This window comes from Rhodococcus sp. NPDC080181 (assembly GCF_040702225.1).
In the GTDB taxonomy this organism is placed as follows: Bacteria; Actinomycetota; Actinomycetes; order Mycobacteriales; family Mycobacteriaceae; genus Rhodococcoides; species Rhodococcoides fascians.
The window spans coordinates 161,409-183,688 of the sequence record NZ_JBFBKN010000012.1; the positions used below are offsets into that span (position 1 = coordinate 161,409).

Genomic DNA, 22,280 nt, shown 5'->3' on the forward strand with positions numbered 1-22,280 from the left:
GACTCCGTGGTATGAGTCCTGCCCGTCCCAAGGACGACGAGTCGAGAGTGCGTCGGCGCGACGAAATCGCCGCGGCAGCAATCGAAGTGTTGGCAACGCAAGGTTTTCGCGGCTTGACGCACCGGGCGGTCGACGCTGCAGCAGGATTGAGCCCCGGGTCGGTCAACTACCACGCGCCCACTCGCGGACGACTGTTGCACCTGGCGCTCGAGCTGTTGTTCGCCCGCGACTACGACACTGCCGGCGCGACCTTCGGTGGTCTGGTCGACGTCAAACCACTCACCGTGGACATCGTCGTGAACCGCATCATCGACTTCATCGAGGCGATGACCACCGGAGAAGCAACGAAAAGAGTGATCGCGCGCAGCATCCTGCTCGGTGAAGCGCAACACGATCGGGAAATCCGCGATCTGTTCGACTCTCAGCGGGCCGCGTTCGTCGCGTACACCCAGTGGATAGTCGCGTCGTTGGAATCCGAAGACCCCCAGGGGGATGCGGAGATGCTCGTCGTCATGATCGAGGGTCTCGTGGGGAGGCAGGTGCTGATCGGATCGCGGCTGCCACGTCCCGTCGTCGACCGAATGCTGCGCACGATCGTCGGCGCATCCCCGATGGTCACCGATTAGCCGATCAGCCACCGATCAGCCGAGCAACGAGTTCCGTTCGGTGTGGGTGAACGTGAAGATCGTTGCACCCAAGCTGATGAGCGCAGTGAGCAGTAGCACCTGCGGCCCGGTGATCACGACGCCGATGAACGCACCGACAGCACCTCCCGCCGCGAAGGAGCCCAGAAGCGTTGCGTAGCAGAGCCAGTCGTAGTGTGTTCCGCCGCCGAAGAGGTGACGCTCGATTCCCTGGCCGAGCTTGACTACCGTTCCGGTGACGTAACTGAGCGGGATGTACGTCTCCTCCTTCTTCGTGAACGCGGTGTTCAACGCGCCCAGCGCGAAGGCGACGAGGAGGATCGGGTAGAAGTTCACGTTTGCCGACGACCACCCGGAGACGGCGATGTCGATCAGACCCGCCGCTCCCAGCGCAACGGTGGTCAACACCGTCGCTCCATGGGGGTGGTTGGACCAGTAGCGGCGCCGACAGATCGACGAGACGATCACGCCGCCGAGAAACGCGGCCATGAGGGCCAATGCGGCCCAGGGTGACGCCCCCGGTGCCACCTCCTTGCCCTCCGGATGGCCGAAGTGTCCGACGACGGCTCGTTCGGTGTTGCCGGTCATGAAGGTCACGAAGTAGCCGGCGGAATGCAGGAACGCGACCGCACCCACCATGCCTGCCAGCCCGGACAGGATCCAGGACAGACGAGCTTCGGCGCCGACGGCTGTTTCGCGGCTGATCGCCAAGGGAGAAGTCATGACTCGATTCTCCGGGCGTTCGCCGCGGCGGCAAATCTTTGAGTCATCGGTCACACAGAGGCAGTCGGGTGGGTGCTCGCCACCATCCCGCGGTGCATCACCCGGTTGCCGACCACCCCGCTGTGATCCGCGCGGTGCATCACACACCTGTTGTCCCACATCACCATGTCGTCGGGGGACCAGTTGTGCCGCAGCAGGTTGTCCTCCCTCGTCGAATGCTCCACGAGGTAGCGAACGGTGTCTTGTGCTTCGTCTTCGGTCAGTCCGCTGATCGCGACACAGCGAGCGGGCGCGGACAGCGACAGCGCGGTGCGTCCCGATATCGGGTGAACGGCGAAGAGGGGATGGTCGGCGGAAGAATCGGAATCCGACGCCACGCCGGTCACTCTGTGCGTCACCGTGCGCCCGGCCAAATGCTCCTTCATTTCCGCTGGAAGCGTCTCGTATGCGGCGTATTGGTCGCTGAACAACGTACTGCCTCCGGCCGCGGGAACTTCGACCGCGCGTAACGCGGTGTAGGCGGGTGGATTCGGAATGTAGGTGGTGTCGACGTGAAACGTGGACTTCGGCGGCGTGGAGCGGCCGACGTTGCTGATGACGTTCAGATCCGGACAGTCGGGAACAGGCGTCTCGCCTTCGGTGAACATCAACTCTCCGAACCGGCGCAGGAACGCCAGGAAGCGCTGATCGTCGACGGGCTGGTTCGGCAGGATCAACACCCCGTGTTCGGCGAGGAGCTCTCGAAGTTGCTCTATTGAAACCGATTCCAAGTTCAGATCGGCCATCTCGATTCCCAACGTCATGACGACGACTCCTTCACCGGCAGTTCTTCGAGCGCGAATGCGAACAATTCTTCGACGGTGATGCCCGCGGCCGCGGCCATCACCGCCAACACGCTGGACGGCGAATAGGAGCAGTAGAGGCTGGCTTCGAGAAACCACGGCTCGCCGTCCGGGTCGATGCGGAAGTCGAACAGGCCGTAGTGCCGACATCCCAGTGCGATGTGACTCGATCGTGCTGCTGCCCAGACTTTTTCGGTGATCGGATCCGAGACGTCGACCGTCCAGGCTCTGGTCTGCTCTTTCGCGACCAGGTAGAGATCGCCGTCGGATGTGCGATTCAGCTTGTCCGCACTACTGCGGACGGAGTCCACGGCGTACTCCTCGAGGGGCAAGCACGCGAGTTCGCCATCTCGGACGATGATCCCGCACCGAACTTCACGACCCAGTGGAACGTACGTCTCCACCAGTGCCGCAGGCGAATACGTCAGAGCCTCTCGAATCGCCGGTGCCAGCCCGTCGGACTCGCGGACCAGCGAGACACCCATCGAGTTGTCGGAATCCACGGGCTTGACCACGACCGGCAGGGCGAGGTCTGTCTCGTCGTCGGCGGATCGGACGACCACGCCGTCGGGAACACGCACGCCGGCCGCCGCGACGACTGCGCGGGCGCGGGCCTTGTTCGCCGTCAACGCCATGAGGTCCGGACCGTTGCCGGGGTAGGGCACGCCCAGTAGGTCGAACAGGCTGCGGTACGTCGTCATACCCGGCATGCAGAACATCTGCGGAACCATGACGTCGAAGTCTCGCACCGCGATGAGCTCCACCGCCTGTGCCAACGGCATCTGCTGCGCCGCAGCGATACTCGAATCCTCGAGACCGGTGGGAAAACTCCAGAGGCCGCCCGGGGAGACGAATGCGATCTCGAAACTGTACGCGGGGTTCGTGCCGAGCGCGTCAAGGAAGCCGCCGGCGTAGACCCGAGAGAGATCACTGTGAAAGCGGTCCACCGAGGACCCGACGAGCACCACGACCGACAACGTCATCAGTCGCCTCCGTTTTCCACGAGTTTGCCGATGTTGAAATCGATTCGGGACCAGCCACGCCGCTCGCGGAGGTTCCGGATCAGCAACGACGGAATCTGAAGATGATGTACCAACAGATACGGCAGGGGATCCCAACCGGTGAGGATGGCGTCCTTGCCTCGAAAGATGGTGCGGAGCCGAGATACTCGATCACCCTCGGTGATCAGACGCCACAGCTCGTGGTAGATCCAGTACGTCGGCCGGGCCGTCGCACGCGGCACGGTCATCGGGTGACCGTCGTCGAGGTACGCGGCAGCCAGGTCGGGGTGGTCGTAGAACATCGTGATGGCCGAGTGGGTGCGCGGGTTGCATTCGATGGCGTAGATCCGGCCGTCGGCGGCGGACTCGATGAAGTCGAACGACAGCTGCCCGGTGGTGTCGAGCGAGGAGACGAATGTCTCTACCCAGCGCAGGATTTCGGGCTTGTCCACCATCTCGTAGTTGACCTGGAAGGCGGACGACACGCAGCAGCCGTACACCTGCAGGCGACCCTCGCGCACCGTGCCGTGCGTGCAGTACTCCTGTCCGGCGATGAATTCCTGCAGGATCCACGGGTCGTTCTCGGTGATGTGCAGGCTCCGGGCGAACGAGGAGTTGCGTTCCGGCGTGCGCGCCGTCAACCGCGTCAGATCCATTCGGCCGACCGGGTTGTACGAGATCCGTTTGAGGATGTACTCACGGCCCGGCGCGAAGTCGAATTCGTCGATCTGGGCGGGGTCGGTGATGCGCTCGAAGTCGGGAACCCGGAGTCCCAATGACGCTGCGTGCTCGGAGAATCGGGACTTGTCGTCGACCATCCGTACGGTATCCGCGTCGCCGTGGATCACCTCGCAGTGCGCATCGAGGAGTGCACGCGCGTCGGCGTCGTGAATACTCGCAGCCGGGCTTGCCACGGGCACGAAGACGTCGACGCCCTCGCGGCGCACGATGTCCAGCAGAGCCTGCGCATATCCCGAATCACCCGGGTCGGGAACGCAATGGAAACGGTCGACAGCGCGGGAGAAACGATGTCCGGTCCAGCGGTACTTCGCCGATTCCACGAGGATCACCCGATGGCCGGCGAGATGGAAGGACCGTGCGAGTTGCAAGGCTTTGGTCATCTTTCCGCCACTGATCAGAATCGTTCTGGGCGAATCGGTTCGATGGGCGGCGGGCCGGGTACCTCTCAGCGCCGCCACCCCCACCGCCGCGAGGTCGACGGGGAGGGTAACCGTGAGGCCGATCAGCGCCGCGACGGTGCGGATCATGTGCGCCGGATCAGTGTCACACCGTCGCGCAACGGAATCAGAACCTGTTCCACGCGAGGGTCGTTCGCGACATAGTCGTTGAACTCGGCGATGGCCCGGCCGTTCTCGTTCGGCTGCGGAGCGTAGGGCTGACCCTGCAACAGGGTGTTGTCGACGGCGATCACGGCACCGTCGGAGAGCAGATCGCTCTCGAGCAGGTACTCCACGTACCCGCGGTATCCGCTCTTGTCGGCGTCGACGAACACCAGATCGAACTTCCCGTCGAGCCCATGCAGAGTATCGAGCGCAGGCCCTACCTGCACCGAGATGGCAGATCCTGCAGTCGATTCCGCGAAGCAGGACTGCGCGAACTCGGCCACGTACGGATCCACCTCGCAGGCGACGACCTCGCCGCCCGCAGGCAGCGCCTCGGCCATCGCCAACGCCGAGTAACCGGTGAACATACCGATCTCGAGCACCCGAGTCGCCCGCGTCATGTGCACGAGAAACGCCAGGAAGCGTCCCTCCACATGGCCGGAGAGCATTTCCATCTCCAGGGGCCCGGAACCGGAGACCACGTCGCGTGATCCCCAATCCGCAGAGCGGGTCCGCGACGCCAACGTGGCCAGTGCCGCAGATTCGGAGGTGGTGCAGGTGTCGAGATACGGGTCGAGTCCCGCGGCGAGATCGCGGGCCCGATGAACACGGGTGGTCAGCTCGTCGGTCACCCCGGCGTCGGCGTCGAGTAGCGCGGCTATCTCACTGAGCTCGCGCGCCAGGATCGTCGTCGGGGTGACCGGACGCGGCGTCATGGCTGCATCGGTCACGGCGTGGGTGCGGTGAACATGTCGAGACCCTCGCCCGCCCGTGGGAAGTCCAGACAGATCTTCTTGTGCAACGACAGGACGTCGGCCAGTTCGCGAGGTTCCAGGTCGTTGAGGAAGCGGCAGGTGCCGATCGGGTCGGGCACCGCGGCGCGCAGAATCCCGTCCCGAGTCTTGAGGATGGATGCTGTTGCCTCGGTCAGCAACTCGGGTGTCAGGTACGGGCTGTCCAATGCCAGTCCGATGCTGCTCATGACTCCGAGCACGCGGTCTCTATCGGCCGTCGACAGGTGGCCGCGTTGTTCGGCGACCGTCGTCGACAGGGCCATGTCGATGTTGATCGCGTGGCCGTGGAAGAACGGCGCGGGCGGCGTCAGCTCGAGCGTGGGACTCCACGTGTGCCCGAATGCAATGACTCGGTCGAGGTCGATCTCGTGCAGGTTGGGTGCCTCGAGCTCGAGCATCGTCGCGATTGCCGAGTACGTCAAACGGTCTGCGACCGAACGCAACTCAGGAGTTCCGTCGAGGTGGCCGAACCGGGTGCGTAGCAGTTCCGGGCCGTACTGCTCGAGCAACTCGAAGATCTCGAGGTTGCCGACCACGGAGATCTTGATGAGCTCCGCCATCCCGTTGCGGACCTGATCCTCGGGCAGTGTGCCGAGGAAGGAGAAGTCCAACAGCACCTTCTGCGAGGCGTGGTAGGCCCCCAAACGATTCTTGTGCTTGCCGTAGTTGACGGCCACCTTGATCGAGACGCTCGCATCGATCAGGCCGATCAACGTGGTGGGAATGCGGATGTAGGGAGTGTTTCGGCGGTAACTCGCGCACGCGAAACCGGCTACGTCCGTGGTCAATCCACCACCCACCACGAGGACCGGCTCGGTTCGCACGAGACCGAACGCGTCGAACTCGCCGACGATGCGCTCGAACGTCTCGAGTGATTTCGCGGTCTCCGCAATGTGCACCGGCACCACTGTCAGGGCGATGCCGTGGTGATCGAAGTATGCACTGATCCGGTCGCCGTAGATGGCGTGCACCGATTCGTCGACAACCATCAGGGCGCGCCCGTACGGACGGTAGCTGTCGGCCAATTCGGTGTTCTCGATCGCGAACACTCCGTCGACGTAGATCAAGTCGTATTCGATCCGCTCGTATCCCTCGACACGAAACGATCTGTCGCCGGCGACGACCTGGGCCTGAAGATTACTCACTTGTTGCTCCTGAGATGGATGAAGGATCGGGCAAAATGCTCACTCCGCAGGCTCCGCTCAGGCTGAAATCAGGGCGCGGACGCGCTCGGGATCGAGTGCATCGACGGTGTCGGTGGCCGAGCCGAAATCGGTACCGGCAGTGTTCTCGTTCGGGAACGCGACACAGGTGACGCCCGCTGCCGCTGCCGCCTGCACTCCACCGGCGTTGTCCTCGATCGCCACACTGTCGGACGCGTTCTCGCCCAACGTCTTCAAGGCGAATTCGTACGACGCGGGGTCGGGCTTGCCAGCGTCGACCGACGAGGCGTCGACGATGATGTCGAACGAATCGGCGGTGAGCTCGGGAGACAGGGCAGCGAGCAGTGCGTCGATGTTCTCTCGCGAGGTCGTGGTCACGAACCCGACCTTCAACCCGTTCGCTTTCGCGGAGTCGATCGTGTCGGCCACGCCCGGTCGCGTCTTGACGTCGGATTCGCCGATCAATCGCTGGAAGATCTCGGACTTGGTGGCGTGCACGGCGGCCGCGTCCACCTCGGTTCCGGTGCTCGACGCGTATTCGCTGATGCGGTCGGCACCACCGTTCGATCCGAGCATGGACCGATAGTCGTCCTGCGACCAGTTCCAGTTCAGATCGTGGGCGGCGAAGGCCTCGTTGAACGAGCGTCGCTGTAGCTCGGAGGTGTCGACGAGAGTGCTGATGGAGCCGAACAGAATTGCGGGCATGGGTGCCTTTCGGAGCGAGAGACGTTGTACCAGCAAATGTCTCGCGCCAGCGCGATGGGTGGGTTGGTTCGGGGGGTATGCCCCATCGGCACCGAAAGGGAAACCTTCGAATTTTCTACCGTGTGCTCGCTTGTTCGCCGCGCAGTATCGGAGCCGCCAGAACCGTCGGTGCGGATCGCCCGCGAAGGGTTACGGACCGACCCGATTCCCACAGTTGCCGCTCGTCCGAGGTTGCGTGTTCGAGCACCGTCGACGATGTGAGCACGTCGGTGTCGGGGTCGTCTTTTGCGAGATCGGTGAGCCGCGCAGCCTGATTCACCGTGTCGCCGATGACGGTGTACTCGAAACGGGACTCGGCCCCGATGTTGCCGGCGATCACCGGCCCGTACGTGACGCCGATGCCGATCTCGAATCCGCCGTCGGCGCGAAGTGCGGCGGTGAGGGTGCGTGCAGTGCGCAGCGCCGCGGTGGCCGGGTCGGGATGATCGACCGGAGCGCCGAAGATCAGCAGGGCGGCATCGCCCTCGAACTTGTTGACGAAGCCGCCGTTGCGCTCGCCGTGTTCGACGACCACTGCGAAGAAGCGATTGAGCAGGTCCACGACCGTCGCGGCGGATTCGCGCTCGGCCAGTGCGGTGGAGCCGACCAGGTCGATGAACAGGACGGCGACGGTTCGGTTTTCGCCGCCGAGACGGGGCGCGCTGGCCAACGCGCGCTGGGCGACGTCGTGGCCCACGTGCCGGCCGAACAGTGAGCGGAGTCGCTCCCGCTCGTCGAGACCGACGACCATCTTGTTGAACCCGTTCTGCAGTCTTCCGATCTCGGACGCGTCGTACACGTCGACGCGGATGTCCGTGACCCCGCTTTCGACCCGTTGCATGGCAGTACTGACCTGCTGCAGCGGGTCCGATACGGAGCGTCCGACCAGGAACATGCCGCCGAAACCGACGACCAGGGCTATCGCGGACAGCGACACCATCGCGGGGGACAGATCGACGTCGGGTGGGATGACGACGTCGATCAGTCGGCCGAGCCCTATGAGACCGAGACCGAGGATCGGAATGGCCGTGCTGAGTACCCAGATCAGGACCACCCGAAGTTTGACGCCGAGTGCCGCGGCGTCGGTGACCTCGCTGACCTCCATCACGGCCGCGGTGATCGGCCGCAGGGTCCGTTCGGCCACCAGATAGCCCAGCGAGCAGGTCGCCAGTCCGCCGAAGCTGACGGCGATGGCCACGATGATCGACAGTGCAGCCCCGGCCGAGGCGTTGACGCCGACGAACACCGCAACACCGAGGGCCCACAACAGAACGTGGACCCCGAGTTGACGGAGAGGTAGCCGGATCACGGCGATCGTGGTCTCGTCCGACGGCGTGCCGCCGGTGTGCAGCCACTCGACGAGCGGTCTCGCGACGCGAAGTCCGAGCGCGATCCCGATGCCGATCGCGACCGGTAGGTAGACGAAGAACGCCAGGTAATTGCGGTCAGGAGCGCAGCCTGCGGAGTGACCTCCAGAGCAGAACAGGATCTCTTCGGATCCGACCGGCAGCGGCAGGATGAACCGCGCCAACACGAAGACGATGACCGCCCCGATGGCGTTGGCCGACACCATTCCCGCCGCGTAGAGGCGCATCGGGGTGCGGGCGAGGGCGGACCTCAGTGCTGCGATCACTGGCGCTTCTTCGTTCTCTGCACGCTCGAACTCTAGGTGCCCCGACGAAAAGAATTCGGGCGATTCTGCCCGAGTGACTATCTGTGTCGACAAGTACCTGGTAATCTCCGTAACAGCTAACCACTCCTGTTCGACGATGAAAGGAACGACGGCGATGACCAGCACACTCTCCAGGAACGATGTCCTCGAGCCCGAGGATGTTTCCGCACGTTTGCTCGATTCCGCCGCCCAGCTGTCGTACGACCCGGCCGAAGAGGTCGACTGGGAGGCCGATCTCGATCCGTCCCTCTACGGTCTCAATCCGGAGTGGAGCACGCTCTACGGCACGAAGTTGTGGGACGAGATGAGCGAAGAACAGCGCATCACGCTCACTCGCCACGAGGTCTGCTCGATCATGAGCACCGGCATCTGGTTCGAGATGATCCTGCAGCAGATGGTGTTGCGCGATCAGTACTGCAAGGACTCGTCCAACTCGGATTTCCAGTTCGCGCTCACCGAGATCGCCGACGAGTGCCGTCACTCGATCATGTTCGCTCGGGCCTGCCAGAAGATGGGCATCAAGGCGTACCTGCCGCGCCGGTCGAGCATCGAACTCGGCCGCGGATTCAAGGCCCTGGCCTCCGCCGAGGTCGCCTACGGCGGCATCCTCGTCGCCGAAGAAGTTCTCGACGTCATGCAGCGCGACTGGATGCGCGGCGAGAACGTACTGCCCCTCGTGCGCACCACCAGCAAGATCCACGTCGTCGAGGAATCGCGACACATGACCTTCGCGCGCGCGCAGATGCGTGAAGACATCGAAGGCAAGAGTCCGGCTCGCCGCAAGGCCAGTGCGCTCGTCGTCGCGATCGCCGCTCGACTGATCGTGTCCAACATGGTCAACAAGGAGGTCTACGCAGCAGCGGGCCTCGACGTCGACCGTGCGGTGAAGGAAGCGAAGAACAACGCCCACCACCACACGATGATGCGCACCTCGAGCGAGCATCTGATGGCATTTCTTCTCGACTGCGGTTTGATCACCAAGCCGGCGGAGATGATCTACCGTCGTCTGCACATGCTCTGACCACACTGTTCGAGAAAACACTGTTCGAGGCCGTGAAGGACATCCGATAACCCATGCCGTTCGCGATCACGCAGAACTGTTGCAACGACGCATCCTGTCTGTCGGTGTGCCCGGTCAACTGCATTCATCCGACCCCCGACGAGCCGGATTTCGGTAAGACCGAGCTGCTGTACATCGATCCACGATCGTGCATCGACTGCGGTGCGTGTGCGGATGCGTGCCCGGTCGACGCGATCACCCGGGTGTCCCGGTTGACTCCGGACCAGCAGATCTACGCCGAGATCAACGCTGATTACTACCGCGACAAGCCGGCGGTTGCGGAGTGGGGTGAGCCGCGCTTTCCGGTGGCGACGGTCAACGAGCTGCCTCCGGTCAGCATCGCCATCGTGGGCACCGGTCCGGCGGCCTGCTACACCGCGCAAGCCCTGCTGCGCGTGCCGGGAACCACGATCACGTTCTACGACCGGCTGCCGACCGCAGGCGGTTTGGCGCGCTACGGCGTGGCACCGGACCACCTCGGCACTCGACGCATCAGCGAGCACTTTCGTGGAATCTTCGCGCACCCACGCGTGACGATGAAGCTCGGCATCGAGGTGGGCAAGGACGTCGATCACGTCGAGTTGGCTCGAAAGTTCGACTCCGTCGTCTATGCCGTCGGTGCCGACAAGGACCGAGCGCTCGAGATTCCCGGTGTCGATCTCGACAATTCGGTCAGCGCGCGCACCCTGGTCGGCTGGTACACCGGGCATCCCGACGTCCCCGCCGACGCCATCGATCTCACGGGCGTCGACCGCGTCACCATCATCGGCAACGGCAACGTCGCCCTCGACGCCGCGCGCATTCTCACGGCCGATCCCGATTCTCTGAACGGAACCGAGATCGCCCCACACGCGTTGGCAGAGCTCCGTCGCAATCGCGTGCGAGAGGTGGTCGTCCTGGCGCGACGAGGACCGGAGTTCGCGGCATTCACACGATCGGAGTGCAAGGCGCTCGTCGATCGCGCCGGAGTCGACGTCGTCGTGGCGGGACCGGACGGAATTTTCGACGCGATCGACCGGCTGCCGTTGTCCGCTCCCGCATCGGCGCTGGCCGGCGCGGCCCGAGTCGATCTCGGATCCGGCGCGCACGGGCGTCGCATCGTGTTCGCCTTCGGGCGGGCACCTGCTGCTGTGCACGGGCAGGGCTCGGTGGAGTCCGTCGAGGTGGGAGTGGGTGAACACGCGGTCACTCTCTCGACGGAGCTGGTGCTGCTCGCGATCGGTTATCGCGGAACACCGTCGCCGGGCGTCCCGTTCGACGACATCACCGGCACCATCCGTAACGAGGGCGGCCGCGTCACCGCAGCCGACGGCACTCCGGTGCCCGGGTGTTACGTGGTGGGGTGGGCCAAGCGCGGCGCGACCGGTGGCATTGGTGACAACAAGATCGATGCCGAGGAAACAGCCGAGGCGTTGTTGGCGGATGTACCCACTCGAGGTACCCGCCCGCTGGGCTGGTACGGCAAAGTCAGCGCCGCCTTGGGAGACCGAGTCTCGCGAGCACGCTGACCGGTCGGTATTTCCCGGTTCTGTTCATGTTGTGTAGCAGTCTCATTCGAGTCTGAGCAATTCCGGCGCACGGCAGGCCGCCCGGGGTTACCGTTGGGTATGGCTGAACGGGGGGCCAAGCCCCAGGTTTCTTTTGTGAGACGGACGATGCTGCGCGCAGTCCGGTCGTTGTTCAATCCGCTCCGGCCCGACGACTATCTGTCGATGATCAATCCGCTGTGGACCACTCGTGAGCTCCGCGGCAAGGTCGAACGTGTGGTTCCCGAGGGATCCGAGGCCGTGTCGGTGTACATCCGTCCCGGTTTCGAGTGGCAGGGTCACACGCCGGGCCAGTACGTACGGCTCGGGGTGCTCATCGACGGCCGCTATCACTGGCGGGCGTACTCCCTGACGTCCGATCCGGACCCCGAGGACGGGTTGGTCAGCGTCAGTCCCAAGCTGGTGCCGTCGGGGACCGTGTCGCCTTATCTGGTGGGCACCATCAGAACCGGCGATATCGTCCGGCTCAGCGAGGTCGAGGGTGAGTTCACGATTCCGAGTCCGGTTCCGGACAAGATGGTGTTCATCAGCGCCGGTAGTGGCATCACTCCGATCATCAGCATGTTGCGATCCCTGGATCATCACGACCAGGTCCGCGACGTGGTCGTAGTGCACTCGGTGCACAACCGTGAACAGTTGATGTTCGCAGATACGCTCGAGGAGTTGGAAGCCAAGCACGGCGGACTGACGGTGAAGCTACGCATCACCAGTGACGAAGGTCGAATGAAGGCGTCGGAACTGGACGAACTGGTCCCGGATTGGCGTGAGCGAGAAGCATTCTGCTCCGGTCCGGGCGAGCATCTCGACGATCTGCGCTCGTACTGGAAAGACCAGGGCGAGTCGGAACGCTTCCATTACGAGAGTTTCCAGCCCGTCATCTGCGGTGGAGACGATGCTGGTGAGGGCGGAACCGTGCGCTTCGTCAACAGCGAGAAGGACGTCGAGTGCGACGGCGGCACAACGATTCTCGCCGCGGGCGAGGAAGCCGGCCTGGATCTGACGTACGGCTGCCGAATCGGCATCTGCCATACGTGCGTAGGTACCCTGAGGAAGGGGCGTTTACGTGACCTACGTAACGGGGATATCTCCGAACCTACGGGGCAAGCGGTTCGGATCTGTGTCAACACTGCTGAGGGCGACATCGAAATCGAACTCTGATCTTCCATTCGAACAGGGGAATGTATGTCTATCGACGAAACCACCAGGCGCGTCAACGACACCGATGAGCCGGTGAACCCGCTGGCGCACCTGAGTGACGAGACGATCGCCGAACTCGCCAAGGAGTTCGACGCCATTCACGACGAGGTGTACTCCAGCCTCGGTGACAAGGACCGCAAGTACATCACCTCGGTGATCGCAGCCCAGCGTCAGCTGCTGGTTGCCGGCCGCGTGCTGTTGCTCGGCTCCACCAGCAAGCCGGCGTGGCTGGCCGGCACCGCATGCCTCGGCATCGCGAAGATCCTCGAGAACATGGAGATCGGCCACAACGTCATGCACGGCCAGTGGGACTGGATGAACGATCCGGAAATCCACTCCTCCGTGTGGGACTGGGACACCGCGTCCACCGCCAACTCGTGGAAGCACTCCCACAACTACGTGCACCACACGTACACGAACATTCGCGGCAAGGACAAGGATCTCGGCTACGAGATCATGCGTATCGATCCGCGTCAGAAGTGGAGCCCCGTCTACCTGGCCCAGCCGTTCTACAACGTGCTGCTGATGGCGTTCTTCGAGTGGGGCGTCGCCCTGCACGATCTCGACATCGAGGCTATCCGTCGCGGTGAGAAGCCGGTGAAGGAACTCGTCGAAGACCTCAAGGGCATCGGCGTCAAGGCGCGGAAGCAGTTCGTCAAGGACTACGTGGGCTGGCCGCTGATCAGTGCCGGGGCATTCGCGCTGGCGCAGCTCGCCTCGGGTGGTCGTCTACCCGAGAGCAAGAGGTCTCGCCTCGCGTCCAAGCTGCGGGGATCCGCGCGTTTCGGCAAGAGCCGCCGGACGGCCGCCCTGTTGGACAGTCGCCTCAGCGGTGTCGAGAGCACGTTCCTCTCGACGGTCGTCGCGAACTTCACTGCCAACATCATTCGCAACGTCTGGTCGAATGCCATCATCTTCTGCGGTCACTTCCCGGACCAGGCCTACACCTTCAGCCAGGAAGAGGTCGAGAACGAGACCCGCGGCGGATGGTACGTCCGCCAGCTCGTCGGCGCCGCCAACATCGACGGCGGACCACTGTTCCATCTGATGAGCGGCAACCTGAGCTACCAGGTGGAACACCACCTGTATCCGGACATGCCCAGCACTCGGTATTCGGACGTCGCGCCGAAGATCAAGGACATCTGCGAGCGCTACGAATTGCCGTACAACACCGGGCCGTTCTTTCAGCAGTGGGGCATGGTCCAGCGGACCATCGCGCGATTGGCCTTCCCGGGTGGCAAGGTTCGGCCGAAGCCGGGCCCCTACCGTCCCGAGGAGAGCTGGCGTCGCAAGTTCGCCGAGGGTGCCACCAAGGACAGTGAGGCCGCCAAGACTCGCGGTCGCGTACCGGCCGAGCACCCCGCGGCGGGACCGGAGCACAACTCCGGTGGCGTCGACGTTCAGCCGCCGCCCCGTGGCGACGACTGAGTCTCGTTCCAGGACAGCTGACAAGAACCGCGGCTACCCGATTTCCGGGTGGCCGCGGTTCTTTGTGTGTGTCGGTTGTGGGCCCTTACGCCATGTCGACATCCTTGGTCTCGATCAGTCTCTTGGTGCAGACCAGACTCAGCACCGACAGCAGAGCCAGCATCACGCCGATCGAGATACTGCCGAACGCGGCCGTGAGCGGTGCGGCAAGCATCGGCGGAATCGCGCCACCGAGAACGCCGGCGAGGTTGTAGCCCAAACCGGCTCCGGTGTAACGGAATCGGGTCTGGAAGAGCTCCGGAAGCAGAGCTCCGGTCGGCCCGTACGCAACACCGAAGATTGCGAGCGTCACGCACATGCCGATCACGAACGCGACCGGTGAGCCCGAGTCCAGCAATGGGAACAGTGCTATCGACCACGGCACCGCGACGATGCACGCCGCCATGATGACCCGGCGTCGGCCGACGCGATCGGAATAGGTTGCCGAGGTGGCGATGGCGATACCGAAGATCACCGCAGCGCCTATCCCGGTGACCAACACGAACGGGCGGTCGAACCCGAGGGTTTTGGTGCCGTAGCTCGTCAGGTATGCGGTGCCCATGTAGAAGAAGGCGAAGAGGGACGCCAATGCACCTGCCGCAGTGATGATTTCGCGCTTCTGGATGCGCCATGCATCGAAGATCGGCAGTTTGGTCGGTGCCGAGTTCGCCGGAGCGTGCTCCTCGGCGAGCTTGTTGGCTCGAAAGACCGGGGTCTCTTCGATGGCCAACCGCATGTAGAGGCCGATGAGGACCAGAACAGCGCTGAGCAGGAACGGAATTCGCCACCCGTAGTTGAGGAAGGTCTCGTTGGTGTCGCCGAACAGCAGGCCGGTGGCGAGGAAGGTCGCACTGGAGAAAATGAACGCGGCCGAGGGTCCCAGCTGCGGGAACATCGCATAGAACCCACGCTTGCCGGCCGGTGCGTACTCGGCAGTGAGCAGCGTGGCACCCGCCCACTCTCCGCCGACGGCAAATCCCTGCCCGAATCTGAGCAGTACCAGAATGATCGGGGCTGCGACTCCGATGGTGGCTGCGCCGGGCAGCAGACCGATCGCGAAGGTGGACACGCCCATCAACAGCAGGGTCGAGATCAGGGTCTTCTTACGACCGATGCGGTCGCCGAAGTGGCCGAACAGCACCGCACCGACGGGCCTGGCGATGAACGCGACGGCGAACGTCGCGAACGACGCCACGGTGCCCGCGGTCGATCCGAGCGCCGGGAAGAAAATCGTGGGGAAGACGAGTGCGGCGGCAGTGCCGTAAATGAAGAAGTCGTAGAACTCGATCGTGGTGCCGATGCCACTGGCAACCGCTACTCGGCGGACGCTCGTCTTCGTCTGCACCGCCGGTGGGGTCGGAGTGGCGACGCCCGGATCCTCGGGCGAGACAGCGGTCATGGTTCCTCCGTTTTTGTCGGGTATCGGGTATATGTGCGATACCGAATGCGACGAACGGTAGTGATCCGGGTCACCCGTGGGATACCCCCGAATGGGGGGAACGATGACCGCCCCGCCCGAGCTAGTCCCAGTGGGCGGTCTCGACGGCAGCGCGGTAGGTGTTCTCGAGAAAGGCGAGCAGAAGTGCGTCGGGGTCCTCGGCGGTGCGGACGGACTCGTACGGAAGCACGTACTCGCCGAGCTCGCGATCGAAGTACGCGGGGGCGGTGACGGCCGGATGGCTGTCGTACCCGTCCGGGTTCGGGTAGGCGTACGCGTAGAACGCGCCCTCCGCGGCCCCGCCCGGCCAGAACCCGGCGCTCGACACCTCGTCGCTGTATGCCTCGTGCATCACCCAGTCGGGACAGTTGGGAACACCACCGGGATGTTGTGGTGCAGGCCTTCCGGAGAATCGTGTGACAGCGAGATCGAAAGCGCCCCAGAAGAAGTGGACCGGGCTGGATTTGCCGCGGAAGCCGGCTCGAAACTTCGAGAACACCCGATCAGCGCTGACGAGCGCTCGCCAGAACTTCTGGACGGCATCGGCGTCGTACGACGCGTGCTCGACGTCCTCGGCGAACGGTGTCGCGTGTGGCAGTTCGACCGGCACTGCCACGATCGGAGCCTCCACGCCGAGCCCGGAGAGCAGATCGGTGTACTCGGCGTAGAAGTCCGCAACGGTTCGAGGCTCGAGCTTCATGGTTCGGCGCTCGCCATCGGTGGTGGCGAGGATCAACTGGTGTGCGAGAAAGTCGAAGCGAATCTCGAGGCCTCGATCGCCGAGTTGCATCAGCGACGTCGTCAGGCCCGACGCGTCGACGTACAGCGCAACTCCCCACCAGTGGTTGAGCGGGGGAGACAACGCCATTCGGGTCTTACCGACTATCTGTGTCCACAGTTGCACCGTGTCGCGCGTGTCCGCCCAGCTGTCGACTCGAAGTTCGGGCCACGCGTCGTACGAATTCGTCATATGTCGATGATGCACGGACGAGGGGAACCAGACCATACCTGTGCCGAGACGCCGGGGCAGCACCTCAGGCGCGCCTCAGGATTCGTCGGTACGGTCGTCGGCAGTTGCGGTACGTCCGCAGCTCGTGAACGGGGAGGTGTCCGAGTTGTCCACCGACTCCAACCGGGGTGTTTTCGACGATGCTCGGGTCGCCGCCACGTACGTGGAATTCATGGGACCCACCGACGGATTTCTCGATCGCGGTGAGGCCGCAGCCTTGGTCGCCGCCGCAGACCTGGCCCGCGGGGTTCCGGTGTTGGACGTGGGTGTGGGGAGCGGCCGCACCACGCCGCTGCTGCGACTGCTGTCCGACCGCTACGTGGCAATCGACTACGCCCCCAACATGATCGACGCTTTCCGGAAGAATTTTCCCGATCTGCCTGCGCACGTCGCCGACGCTCGTGACCTGGCGGCGTTCGAGGACGGTGAGTTCGGCTTGGTCGTCTTCAGCAACAACGGACTCGATACCGTGGCCCACGAGCAACGCCGCCGCGTACTGGCCGAATTCGCGCGGGTGACCGACGAGACAGGCGTCGTGGTCTTCTCGACGCTCAATCGAGGTGGCCGGTCGTATCTGGAGAGCCCGTTTCAGTTACGGCGACCGACGACTCGGCCACAGTTCTCGCTGCGAGCACTTCTCGTCGCCGTCGGACGTCGTCTGCTCGATCCGTCTGCGCAGGTGCGCGGTGTGCGGAACTGGCTCGTCAATCGGTCTAAAGCCGAGGATCACCGATCGTGGGCTCTGGCCCCGTTGCAAGCCCACGAATTCGCACTCGTCATGCACTTCTCGACCCTCGACGACGTCCGCACTCTGGTGGCCGGCGCAGGCCTCGAACTGATCGCCGTCTACGGCGACGACGGCGAACGCATCGCGCCGGACCGACACGAGTCCGCGGCCGACAACTTCACCGTCCTCGCGAAAAAGCCTGCGCTGGAACGAAAGTGACTTCGAGGTACTGAGCTCGGAAGCGCCGAGGTCACAGTCTTTCCAGCGCGGCGGTCATCTTCTCCACGGTCTCCGGAGCGACCTTTGCCTCGAAGCCCGCCTTCAGGAACGGGCCGGCAACCTTTGCCGCACCGTTGAATTCGACGTGCGCGTGGTAGTCGATCCGGGTCGACCCGGGGCCCTCGGCTGTCAGCGTGATGTCGTCGACGCTGGTTGCCGTCTTGTTCTTCCCCTCGAGCACGACGTGATCGGGCTCGTCGGTGACCAACGTATACGTCAGTTCGGTAGTGACTCCGAACAACTTCGAGACGTTGTGCCACTGCGTTCCGACGGCCACCGGGCCGTCGGAGACCTGGGTGCAGCTCTCGGTTCCCGGATCCCACGCCGACGCATTGGAGAAGTCGCGGAGGAATGCGGCGGCCTTGTCGAGCGCGACAGCGGCGGTGAAGGTTCGGGTGACGTCGACCATGAGGTTCTCTCTTTCGATGGATCAGTTCTCGACGGTGACGCCGAGGTGTTCTGCGAGACGGCGCATCGTGCCGACGATCTGTTCTTCGGTCACCCTCGGAAAGCCGGCCATCTTTCGGAACTCCGGATCGGTGACGCGGGACCAGTCGTAGACCTGCGTCAGTGCTGTCCTGTCGTGGGCGACCTCCTCGAGTTCCCAGGACCACCGCGTGCCACGGGGTTCCATGCCCTGGCGATTGGGAATCCAACCGATGCGTCGGTCCTGCTCGAACACGAACACGGTGTTCTCCATGACGTACTCGCCCAGTTCCGGTTGATACATACCCATCGTGAAGGTGTCGCCCACCGCGTTCAGCGGCGTCGGATCGATCGGACCGCGCAGCATGTCCGAGCCGTCGACCGCGGCCTGGACCTCGGGATCGGCGAGCGCGGTGAAGACGGAGGCGGGAGGAGCGTCGATCACGCGGCGGACGGTCAGTTCGTCGGTCATGGGGCCACGCTTTCCGGTTGATTACGCTGGCTACGCAGTTACCCCCGTCTGCGTGGAAGGAAACTCCTGCCTTCCGACGGTTTTGCATTGCAGTGGACACAGCGACGAAACACCACCGCCACGAGGCATTCGTACAGTCGCCGAGTCGGACTCCGCACACACCAGGTGCGGAGCGCACCTTGCCAAGGGGTAGCCATGAGTGGAAATACCGTCCGCCTGCAGGCGATCAAAGACGTCGAGGCGTACGTGCCGCCTGCGGTCAGCTTCGTCGGAGACGAGAAGCCGGGCGAGATATTCGGTGAGAACGTCTTCAGCAAGGTCGTCATGCAGAAGCGACTGCCCAAGTCGGTGTTCAAGTCGGTGATGGCCACGATCGACAAGGGCAAGAAGCTCGACCCCATGGTGGCCGACGCGGTGGCGTCGGCGATGAAGGACTGGGCCCTGGAGAAGGGGGCAACGCACTACGCGCACGTCTTCTACCCGCTCACGGGGTTGACGGCCGAGAAGCACGACAGCTTCTTCGATCCCGTCGGTGACGGCAGTGCGCTCGCCGAATTCGCAGGCAAGACGCTGATTCAGGGCGAGCCCGACGCGTCCAGCTTCCCCAACGGCGGCCTGCGTAACACGTTCGAGGCACGCGGATACACCGGCTGGGACGTCACCAGCCCGGCGTACGTCCTCGAGAACCCGAACGGCAACACCCTGTGCATCCCGACGGTGTTCGTCTCGATGACCGGTGAAGCCCTCGACCACAAGACTCCGCTGCTGCGTTCGCAGCAGGCGATGGGCGGACACGCCGAGCGCATCCTGAAGCTGTTCGGACACGAGAACATCGAGAACATCGTCTCGTTCTGTGGCCCGGAGCAGGAGTACTTCCTCGTCGACCGGCACTTCTTCCTGGCCCGTCCCGACCTGCTCAATGCAGGTCGCACCCTGTTCGGCTCGAAGCCGCCCAAGGGCCAGGAGTTCGACGATCACTATTTCGGTGCCATCCCCGAGCGCGTGCTCGGCTTCATGATGGACACCGAGCGTGAGCTGTTCAAGCTCGGCATTCCGGCCAAGACCAGGCACAACGAGGTAGCACCCGGACAGTTCGAGATCGCGCCGATGTTCGAGCGCGGCAACATCGCGGCCGATCACCAGCAACTGTTGATGACGACGTTCAAGACCATTGCCAAGAAGCACGGCATGGAGTGCCTGTTCCACGAGAAGCCCTTCGAGGGTGTCAACGGCTCCGGCAAGCACGTCAACTTCTCACTCGGCAACTCCGACCTGGGATCGCTGCTGGTGCCCGGCGACAACCCACACGACAACGCGCAGTTCCTCGTGTTCTGTGCCGCCGTCATCCGCGCGGTGCACAAGTACGGCGGTCTGCTGCGCGCATCCGTGGCGTCGGCGACCAACGATCACCGCCTCGGTGCCAACGAGGCACCGCCGGCAATCATCTCGATCTTCCTCGGGGACCAGCTCGCCGACGTGTTCGACCAGATCGCCAAGGGTGCAGCCACATCCTCGAAAGGCAAGGGCACCATGATGATCGGTGCCGACACCCTGCCCGTACTGCCGACCGATCCCGGCGACCGCAACCGAACCAGCCCGTTCGCCTTCACCGGCAACAGGTTCGAGTTCCGCGCCCCCGGTTCGATGCAGACCGTCAACGGCCCGATGGTCACGATCAACACGATCATGGCCGAGGCGCTCGACTACATGGCCACCAACCTCGAAGCGGCCGTCGCCGACGGCACCGATTTCGACACCGCCGTGCAGAATCTGCTGACCGAGATCATCACCGAACACGGCGCGGTGGTGTTCAACGGAGACGGCTACTCCGACAACTGGCAGATCGAGGCCGAGGCACGCGGCCTACCGAACCTGCGTACGACGCTCGACGCGTTGCCGGAGTTGATTTCCGAGTCGGCGATGGAACTGTTCGAGAAGTACAAGGTGTTCAACCACCGAGAGATGCACTCGCGCTACGAAATCGGGCTCGAGCAGTATGCGTTGACGGTGTTCGTCGAAGCGCGGTTGACGCTGGAAATGGGTCAGACATCGATCCTGCCCGCTGCCGTGCGCTACCAGACGGAATTGGCGCAGAACGTCAGTGCGCTCAAGGGCGCGGGCGTCGACGACGTGGACATGACTGCGCTGCACGCGGTCTCGGCTCCACTGTCGGAGCTGCGGGCAGTGTTGGCGACATTGAAGGCGGCCCTCGAAGCGGATCCGGGCGGCGACGCTCTGGCCGAGGCCACCCACGCCAAGGACGAACTGTTGCCTGCAATGGCGGCTGTCCGTTCTGCGGCCGACACCCTCGAGGCAATGGTGGCCGACGATCTCTGGCCGCTGCCGACGTACCAGGAGATGCTGTACATCCTGTGAGTGAGCTCCGCGCAGTGGTGTTTTGTGGAGTGGATAAGTCCCCCAGAGGGCACTTATCCACACCACTGCGTGAGCAATGTCTCGGATCGGAATAGCTTCATGGATCTCGGTGGTTCGAGTGATCAGTGGCAAGGACTGTGCACGCACTCGTAAGGAGATAGAGATCCATGAAGTTGTTTTCCCCGTTGACGCTCGGTGACCTGAAGCTCGACAACCGGTTGGTGATGGCTCCGCTGACGCGGGTGCGCTCAGGACGTGACGGAGTGCCGGGTCCGCTGGTGGTCGAGCACTACAAGCAGCGGGCATCCCTCGGTCTCATCGTCAGTGAAGGCACCTACCCGAGCCATGCGGGCCAGGGCTTCCCCGGTCAGCCCGGTCTGGTGACCGACGAGCAGATCGAGGGGTGGCGCAATGTCGCCGACGCAGTGCACGCCGACGGCGGGCTGATCTTCGCTCAGGTGATGCATGCCGGGCGCGTGACCCACGAGGCGACGACGGGTGGCCGTGAGGTCGTCGGGCCCAGTGCCATCGCCATCGACGGCGAGACTCACACGTACGAGGGAAAGAAGGCATACCCCACCCCGCGTGCACTGCGGGAGGACGAACTGCCCTCGGTGATCGCCGATTTCGTACAGGCCTCGAAGAATGCGGTCGCTGCCGGTATGGACGGCGTCGAGGTTCACGGTGCCAACGGTTACCTGTTGCACGAGTTCCTTTCGCCCGCCTCGAACCAGCGTGACGACAAGTACGGCGGTTCACCGGAGAACCGGGCACGGTTCGTGGCCGAGGTGGTCGAGGCCGTGGCCGCGGCGCTCGGAGCCGGCAAGGTCGGCATCCGCATTTCGCCCGAGCACAACATTCAGGATGCGCTCGAGACGGACTCCGACGACGTGCGTGCCACCTACCGCGCCTTGGTCGAGCGGCTCGCACCGCTCGGTCTGGCGTACCTCAGTGTGCTGCACAAGGATCCGTCGGGCGAGCTGGTACAGGATCTGCGGCAGGCGTTCGGCGGCGCCGTGCTCGTCAACAGCGGCTTCGGTGAGATCACCACTCGCGACGAAGCGCTGTCGCTGCTCGACGACAATGTCGGCGACGCCGTCGTGGTCGGACGTCCGGCAATCGCGAACCCCGATCTCGCTTACCGCTGGCGTGAGGATCTGCCGCTGAACGAGCCGGACCAGAGCACGTTCTACACCGACGGTGCCAAGGGCTACACGGATTACCCGGCCTTCAGTGCCTAGCCGCAGTGGTGCGGTTAGGTGCCCTCTGGGGGCTGTTGCATTTTGTGTGAGCGGTAGTTCGACGTTGTAAAGGGGTGGCTCGGGTTCGATGCCCGGGTCACCTCTTTTTCGGCCC

General features: G+C 63.9%; 20 protein-coding genes. 8 read left to right on the plus strand and 12 right to left on the minus strand.

Annotation, left to right across the window (positions count from 1 at the left end; genetic code table 11):
* The first annotated feature begins 11 nt into the window (after positions 1-11).
* Positions 12-626, plus strand: a complete 615-nt coding sequence (locus AB0O58_RS15905; protein WP_051365040.1) for a TetR family transcriptional regulator — start codon at positions 12-14, stop codon at positions 624-626.
* A gap of 15 nt (positions 627-641) precedes the next feature.
* On the opposite strand, the gene AB0O58_RS15910 is transcribed toward AB0O58_RS15905, so the two are convergent.
* From AB0O58_RS15910 to AB0O58_RS15945, 8 genes are all read right to left on the minus strand, one after another.
* Positions 642-1,367: a YoaK family protein gene (locus tag AB0O58_RS15910; protein WP_366238485.1), complete on the minus strand. Its 726-nt coding sequence runs from the start codon at positions 1,365-1,367 to the stop codon at positions 642-644.
* A gap of 50 nt (positions 1,368-1,417) precedes the next feature.
* Positions 1,418-2,170, minus strand: coding sequence for a TauD/TfdA family dioxygenase (locus AB0O58_RS15915; RefSeq protein WP_366238486.1), 753 nt, complete (start codon positions 2,168-2,170; stop codon positions 1,418-1,420).
* A complete protein-coding gene (locus tag AB0O58_RS15920) occupies positions 2,167-3,192 on the minus strand; it encodes a D-alanine--D-alanine ligase (protein ID WP_366238487.1) in 1,026 nt (341 codons plus the stop codon). Before AB0O58_RS15920 ends, AB0O58_RS15915 begins: the two co-directional genes overlap by 4 nt.
* Positions 3,192-4,478 carry an ATP-grasp enzyme gene (locus AB0O58_RS15925; RefSeq protein ID WP_366238488.1) on the minus strand — a complete coding sequence of 429 codons (1,287 nt, stop codon included), beginning with the start codon at positions 4,476-4,478 and terminating at the stop codon, positions 3,192-3,194. Before AB0O58_RS15925 ends, AB0O58_RS15920 begins: the two co-directional genes overlap by 1 nt.
* Positions 4,475-5,284 (minus strand): class I SAM-dependent methyltransferase, encoded by an 810-nt coding sequence (locus AB0O58_RS15930; RefSeq protein ID WP_228139354.1) that lies wholly within the window; start codon positions 5,282-5,284, stop codon positions 4,475-4,477. The genes AB0O58_RS15925 and AB0O58_RS15930 overlap by 4 nt, the downstream gene beginning before the upstream one ends.
* The gene (locus tag AB0O58_RS15935) at positions 5,281-6,492 is read right to left on the minus strand and encodes a sedoheptulose 7-phosphate cyclase (RefSeq protein WP_027495749.1); all 1,212 of its coding nucleotides are present in this window, start codon (positions 6,490-6,492) and stop codon (positions 5,281-5,283) included. The genes AB0O58_RS15930 and AB0O58_RS15935 overlap by 4 nt, the downstream gene beginning before the upstream one ends.
* Positions 6,493-6,549: 57 nt before the next feature.
* Positions 6,550-7,215: an HAD-IA family hydrolase gene (locus AB0O58_RS15940; protein WP_032366799.1), complete on the minus strand. Its 666-nt coding sequence runs from the start codon at positions 7,213-7,215 to the stop codon at positions 6,550-6,552.
* Between the two features lie 115 nt (positions 7,216-7,330).
* Entirely contained in the window at positions 7,331-8,887 is a 1,557-nt protein-coding gene (locus tag AB0O58_RS15945; RefSeq protein ID WP_283548463.1) for an adenylate/guanylate cyclase domain-containing protein, read from the minus strand.
* A gap of 154 nt (positions 8,888-9,041) precedes the next feature.
* Between AB0O58_RS15945 and AB0O58_RS15950 the strand changes: the two genes are divergently transcribed.
* The 4 genes from AB0O58_RS15950 to AB0O58_RS15965 all read left to right on the plus strand — a co-directional run bounded on the left by AB0O58_RS15950 (position 9,042) and on the right by AB0O58_RS15965 (position 14,158).
* Positions 9,042-9,947, plus strand: coding sequence for a diiron oxygenase (locus tag AB0O58_RS15950; protein ID WP_027495752.1), 906 nt, complete (start codon positions 9,042-9,044; stop codon positions 9,945-9,947).
* Positions 9,948-10,000: 53 nt separating this feature from the next.
* Positions 10,001-11,494 (plus strand): FAD-dependent oxidoreductase, encoded by a 1,494-nt coding sequence (locus AB0O58_RS15955; RefSeq protein ID WP_032391893.1) that lies wholly within the window; start codon positions 10,001-10,003, stop codon positions 11,492-11,494.
* Between the two features lie 99 nt (positions 11,495-11,593).
* Positions 11,594-12,691 carry a ferredoxin reductase gene (locus AB0O58_RS15960; RefSeq protein ID WP_283548464.1) on the plus strand — a complete coding sequence of 366 codons (1,098 nt, stop codon included), beginning with the start codon at positions 11,594-11,596 and terminating at the stop codon, positions 12,689-12,691.
* Positions 12,692-12,715: 24 nt separating this feature from the next.
* A complete protein-coding gene (locus AB0O58_RS15965) occupies positions 12,716-14,158 on the plus strand; it encodes a fatty acid desaturase (RefSeq protein WP_283548465.1) in 1,443 nt (480 codons plus the stop codon).
* A gap of 85 nt (positions 14,159-14,243) precedes the next feature.
* Here AB0O58_RS15965 and AB0O58_RS15970 read toward each other — a convergent pair whose 3' ends face one another.
* Entirely contained in the window at positions 14,244-15,596 is a 1,353-nt protein-coding gene (locus tag AB0O58_RS15970) for an MFS transporter (protein ID WP_027495755.1), read from the minus strand.
* 121 nt (positions 15,597-15,717) lie between these two features.
* Positions 15,718-16,605: a DUF5996 family protein gene (locus AB0O58_RS15975; protein WP_283548466.1), complete on the minus strand. Its 888-nt coding sequence runs from the start codon at positions 16,603-16,605 to the stop codon at positions 15,718-15,720.
* 145 nt (positions 16,606-16,750) lie between these two features.
* On the opposite strand from AB0O58_RS15975, the gene AB0O58_RS15980 reads away from it, so the two are divergent.
* Entirely contained in the window at positions 16,751-17,590 is an 840-nt protein-coding gene (locus AB0O58_RS15980) for a class I SAM-dependent methyltransferase (RefSeq protein WP_057473942.1), read from the plus strand.
* Positions 17,591-17,621: 31 nt separating this feature from the next.
* On the opposite strand, the gene AB0O58_RS15985 is transcribed toward AB0O58_RS15980, so the two are convergent.
* Together AB0O58_RS15985 and AB0O58_RS15990 are read right to left on the minus strand one after the other, a co-directional pair.
* A complete protein-coding gene (locus AB0O58_RS15985; protein WP_027495758.1) occupies positions 17,622-18,059 on the minus strand; it encodes an SRPBCC family protein in 438 nt (145 codons plus the stop codon).
* 21 nt (positions 18,060-18,080) lie between these two features.
* Positions 18,081-18,548 (minus strand): SRPBCC domain-containing protein, encoded by a 468-nt coding sequence (locus tag AB0O58_RS15990; RefSeq protein WP_094718041.1) that lies wholly within the window; start codon positions 18,546-18,548, stop codon positions 18,081-18,083.
* A 195-nt stretch (positions 18,549-18,743) separates the two neighbouring features.
* On the opposite strand from AB0O58_RS15990, the gene AB0O58_RS15995 reads away from it, so the two are divergent.
* Positions 18,744-20,924: a glutamine synthetase III gene (locus AB0O58_RS15995; protein ID WP_283548467.1), complete on the plus strand. Its 2,181-nt coding sequence runs from the start codon at positions 18,744-18,746 to the stop codon at positions 20,922-20,924.
* Between the two features lie 167 nt (positions 20,925-21,091).
* Positions 21,092-22,165, plus strand: coding sequence for an alkene reductase (locus AB0O58_RS16000; protein WP_032386405.1), 1,074 nt, complete (start codon positions 21,092-21,094; stop codon positions 22,163-22,165).
* Positions 22,166-22,280: the final 115 nt, after the last annotated feature.